A 4902-nucleotide genomic window follows, 5' to 3' on the forward strand; every position below is an offset into this window, starting at 1 on the left:
TTAATGGACTGAAATGTCAGATGCTATCGGAGAAACACAGAAAGCAGAGGCATACAGAGCAAGATTTAATGAAATTAAAGACCATTTCCAGGAAAAATATATTAATAACGATGGTACTTTAGCAGCTGGTGCAGATACGCAGACAGGATATTTAATCACTTTAAAAGTAGGTCTGTTTAAAGATGATGACCAGAAGCAGGCAGCAACAGATATTCTGGTTAATAAGATTAAAGCTAACGGAAATAAACTTGGTACCGGATTTGTTGGTACTGCTATGCTGAATCAGACGCTTACAGAAGTTGGTGCTGTTGATATGGCATACACCCTGTTACTCCAGAGGGACAATCCATCCTGGATGTACAGTATTGATCAGGGAGCAACAACAATTTGGGAACGTTGGAATTCCTATACAAAGGAAAACGGATTCGGACCGGTTGATATGAACTCCTTCAATCATTATTCTTATGGCGCTATTGTAGAGTGGATGTACAGTGATATGCTGGGAATCAAAGCAGATGAAGATCAGCCGGGATTCAAGCACATCATATTAAAACCACAGCCGGACAGAAGAGCAGACGAGGATATTCCTGCAAATCAGGAACGGATTACCTGGGTAAAAGGATCTTATGATTCCGCTTATGGAATGATTGACGCAAAATGGAATTGGTCGGAAGATGGATTTAACTATACGGCAGCAATTCCTGCCAATACTACAGCAACCGCTTATATTCCAGTTGAAAAAGATATGGAAGTTACGGTAAATGGCATTCCGGCAGATGAGTTTGAGAAAGAAAAAGATGGCATTAAATATGTGGATACAGTAGAAGGAAATGCAGTATTTGAAATTACGGCAGGAACCTATGAATTTAAAACCGCATACAAAGAAGCAGCAGACAAGACAGAATTAAAGAAAGTAATTCAGGATGCAAAAGATTTAAAAGAAACAGACACATATAAAAATGCAACAATGAACTCCCGGGAAGACTTTGATACCGCATTGGCAGCAGCAGAGAAAGTTTTAAAAAATGGAAAAGCAACTGCTGAGGAAATAACCAAAGCAATAGAAGTTCTGTCCAAAGCAGCAGAGGGTCTGACAGCAGAGGAACAGCCGGCAGATAAGACTGAGCTGGAAAAGACAATTAAAGCAGCCAATGATATGATGGGAACAGACAAGTATCAGACAGCTTCCAAGGAAACAAAAGATGCCTTTGACATTGCTTTTAAGGCAGCACAGGATATGTTCCTGAAAGAAGATGCATCAGAGGAAGAAATTGCAGATGCCATCGCTGTTCTACTTAAAGCAATGGAAGAACTGCAGCCGGAAGAACCCCCGGTTGTATTGCCACAGATTCTTACTGACGAAGCTAACGGGGTTACTCTAACAGCTGAGACCGAAACATGGCCGGGAGATACACAGCTTAAGGTAGAAAGAGTGGAAAGCGGAAGCAGACAGGATCTGGTAGCAGAAGCATTAAAAGATGTCACCAGAGAATTTACAATACTTGATATCTCATTAATCTCTGACCAGGGAGAGGTATCTCTGGATGGAAAAGAAGTAAAATCAGTAATGAGAATACCGGAATACTATGATGCAGATCAGCTTGCATTGTACTATGTATCAGAGGATGGCGTAAAAACAGAGCAGCCGTTTACGTTTACAGATGAAAGCAAGACAGAGGTTACCTTTACAACAAGCACCTTAGGATTACTTGTATGGGCTGACTTACGACTTGTACCAGATGAAAACGGACTTCAGGTTGTATTTGAAAAAACCAATATGCTTTGGGATGAAACATCCAGAATCCTGGGGATTTCAATGAAAGATGAGGCTGGAGAAACCATTGATTTGACGAATGAAACATTTTTTGTTGAATCTGACGATGAAAATGTTGCAAAAGTGGATGAAAATGGTATAATTAATGCAAGGAATGCAGGAAAGGCAAATATTACCGTTAAATTGACATATAATGAGGTAGAATATACCAATGTTACTTCAATAACGGTCAGTGAAATTTACCCGTTAAAGCCTGCGGCAGCAAAGGTTACAGCAGACAGTATTACATTAAAGACCATATCCGGTTATGAGTATGCAATGCAGACCGGCGATCAGGAATTAGTATTTGGTAATTCAGCAGTATTTACAGGCTTACAGCCGAATACGGTTTATTGTTTCTATCAGAGAATTGCAGCTACGGATACACATGAAGCAGGAAGGCCGGGTAAAGTACTTGAGGTTTCCACAGACAAGGATACTTTAAGAGGTGTTATTGTAATTAAGGGAACCGTAAAAGAAGGACAAACTCTTACATTGGATATCACAGGAGTTCAGAATGCAGACAAACTGTCAATCAGTTGGATGCGTGGTAATCAGGTGATTGACGGGGCTATTGGTACAAGCTATAAGCTTACGAAATTAGATGTGGGTTATCCGATTACAGCGGTTGTATCAGCAGAGAATTTAAATGGAACGTTATCTGCAGCAACCCAGGATAAAGTAGCGCCACAGGAAGTATTCGCGGCAAAAGTATCCCTGAATAAATCCGAACTTTCTATTAAGAAAGGCAAAAAATATACATTTAAGACCAGTATTGAACCTTCGAATACTACAAATAAGAAGCTTACCTGGAAGAGCAGCAGCACATCGGTCCTGACTGTTGATAAGAACGGAAAGATGACTGCTAAGAAATCAGGAAGAGCTACGGTAACAGTTACAACAGCAAACGGCAGGAAAGCATCCTGTAAAGTAACCGTTACCCAGTCAGTTGATAAAATTAAACTGAATAGAAAGACAAAGACTTTAGGTGTTCAGGAAACATATACCTTAAAGAGCACGCTGGTTCCAAAATATGCGAAAACAAGTAAGATTACATGGTCAAGCAGCAATAAGAAAGTTGCATCAGTTAATTCCAGAGGTAAGATTACAGCTAAGAAAACAGGAACGGCAACAATCACGGTACGTACCGCAAACGGCAAAACTGCAGAGTGTAAGATAACGGTAAAAAATAAACCAAAATCAATAAAACTCAGTGCTTCAATTAAAAACCTGAAACCTGGTAAAACATTAAAATTAAAAGTGACACGTTCCAGCGGAAGCGCAGGAAAAGTAACATTTACATCCACGAATGAAGATGTGGCAACTGTTAGTTCTTCCGGTAAAGTAAAAGCTTTGAAAAAGGGAAAAACAACAATTAAAGCAAAGACTTATAATGGAAAATCAGATACAATCATTATTCGTGTAAAATAAGTATAAAACATTTATCTGGGGGAGGCTTTTCACAGCTTCCCCGGACAGCAAATGAATGCGGCACCAGATCATGTGACAGAAATAGGTCAGAGATGATAAGATGATTTAGACAAGACATCCTATGGATCATTTTGAATGAAGCTCAAGGGGGAAAGCAGGATAATATATGAAATGGAAATTAGTACATAAAGCAGCAGCATTAGCGCTGGCATTTTCTTTAATTATTCCATCCACAGCGATGGCAGCACCTCAGACGGAGAGGACCACGGAACGGACAACAGAGGTGAAACCCCAGACAGAGCCTGTTACGGAGCCTGTGGCAGATCATCCTATACAATCTGAGCATTTCACAGAATCAGAAGCCGTCCTCACAGAAACACCTGTTGAAACAGTGACAGAAGTCTTGACAGAAACGGAAACACAAACAGAAACACAAACGGAGTCCGAAGAAGAGACGGAATCGGAAACCAAAAAGAGGGAAGAAGAAAGCACGGAACCACAGATGGAACCGGCAACAGAGATGACACAGGAAGAAATCAATGCAAATCTTGCATTAATTGAAGAGCAGCAGATTGAAGAACCAAAAGAGATCGAAAAACCTTTTGGTATTACAACAGTGGAGAAGGTATATGCACTGTCCAAAAGGAAGAATCTGCAGATCTACGAAGAAAAAAGTGTCAAATCCAGACCGGTGGGAGAACTGGGAAAAAACGGACTGTGTTATATCTTAGAGGAAGATGAAAAAGGCTGGGTTTATATAGAGTCGGGAGATGTAAGAGGATTTGTTAAGACAAAAAATCTTCTTACGGGCAAAAAAGCGAAAAGTTATGTAAAAAAGAAAAAGGCAAAAAATCTTTTGAAAGCAGATTGCCTTGTAAGTCCGTTAAAAAATAAAGCCTGGACTTATACAAAGACAACTGCACAGAAAACAGTAGTGAAAAAGGTATATGCCATCGCAGAAACGGATGGGGTATGTATCCAGGAACGGAAAAAAGAAAATTCAAATGTCATCGGTGTTTTACCGGAAGGCGGGCTCTGCTATGTGCTGGCTGACGGGGATGAAAAATGGATTTACGTAGAATCCGGTTATGTGCGTGGATTTGTTCAGCGTAAGAATCTGATCAAAGGCAAAAAGGCAGTTGAACTTGTTAAAATGAACAAGGAAGAAAATTATGAATTTGCCAGGGAACTCATTCCTATGGAAGAAAACAAATCCTTATATTATACGCTGACAACCGTAAGAGAAATTACAGCTTCCAGTGCACTTCGCAATTCTATGGTGGATTTTGCAAAGCAATTTTTAGGAAATTCCTACGTTTGGGGCGGCACGAGCCTTACAAACGGAGCAGATTGTTCAGGCTTTGTCCAGAGTATTTACAGCGAATTTGGATATTCCATACCGCGGGTAGCCGAGGACCAGGCGAGATTTGGCATGCAGATTCCGGCAGCTGATGCAGCACCGGGAGATCTGATATTTTATGCACGGAATGGATATGTATATCATGTAGTCATGTATATTGGTGACGGACAGGATATTGAAGCGCACAGCAGTGCAAGAGGTATTATCACCAACAGCGTCAGCTACGACAGCGCTGTATGGGCAGTCCGCATTATTGAAGATGACGTTATGATCAATGACGGACCGGAAAATGACAGCA

At 40.6% G+C, this 4902-nt stretch carries 2 protein-coding genes; both read left to right on the forward strand.

Annotated features, from left to right (window positions below; genetic code table 11):
- The first annotated feature begins 13 nt into the window (after positions 1-13).
- Positions 14-3244 (forward strand): Ig-like domain-containing protein, encoded by a 3231-nt coding sequence (locus tag RHS_RS28140; RefSeq protein ID WP_047835058.1) that lies wholly within the window; start codon positions 14-16, stop codon positions 3242-3244.
- Between the two features lie 166 nt (positions 3245-3410).
- Positions 3411-4902, forward strand: a 1492-nt coding sequence (locus tag RHS_RS32225; RefSeq protein ID WP_395023621.1) for a C40 family peptidase, incomplete at its 3' end; no start/stop codon positions are given.

The sequence above is a fragment of the Robinsoniella sp. RHS genome (assembly GCF_001029355.1).
GTDB classification, from domain to species: Bacteria; Bacillota; Clostridia; order Lachnospirales; family Lachnospiraceae; genus Robinsoniella; species Robinsoniella peoriensis.

What these genes read in the sequence shown, in the direction of transcription:
- RHS_RS28140 (WP_047835058.1), top strand. Translation starts at nt 14, where the DNA reads ATGTCAGATGCTATCGGAGAAACACAGAAAGCAGAGGCATACAGAGCA.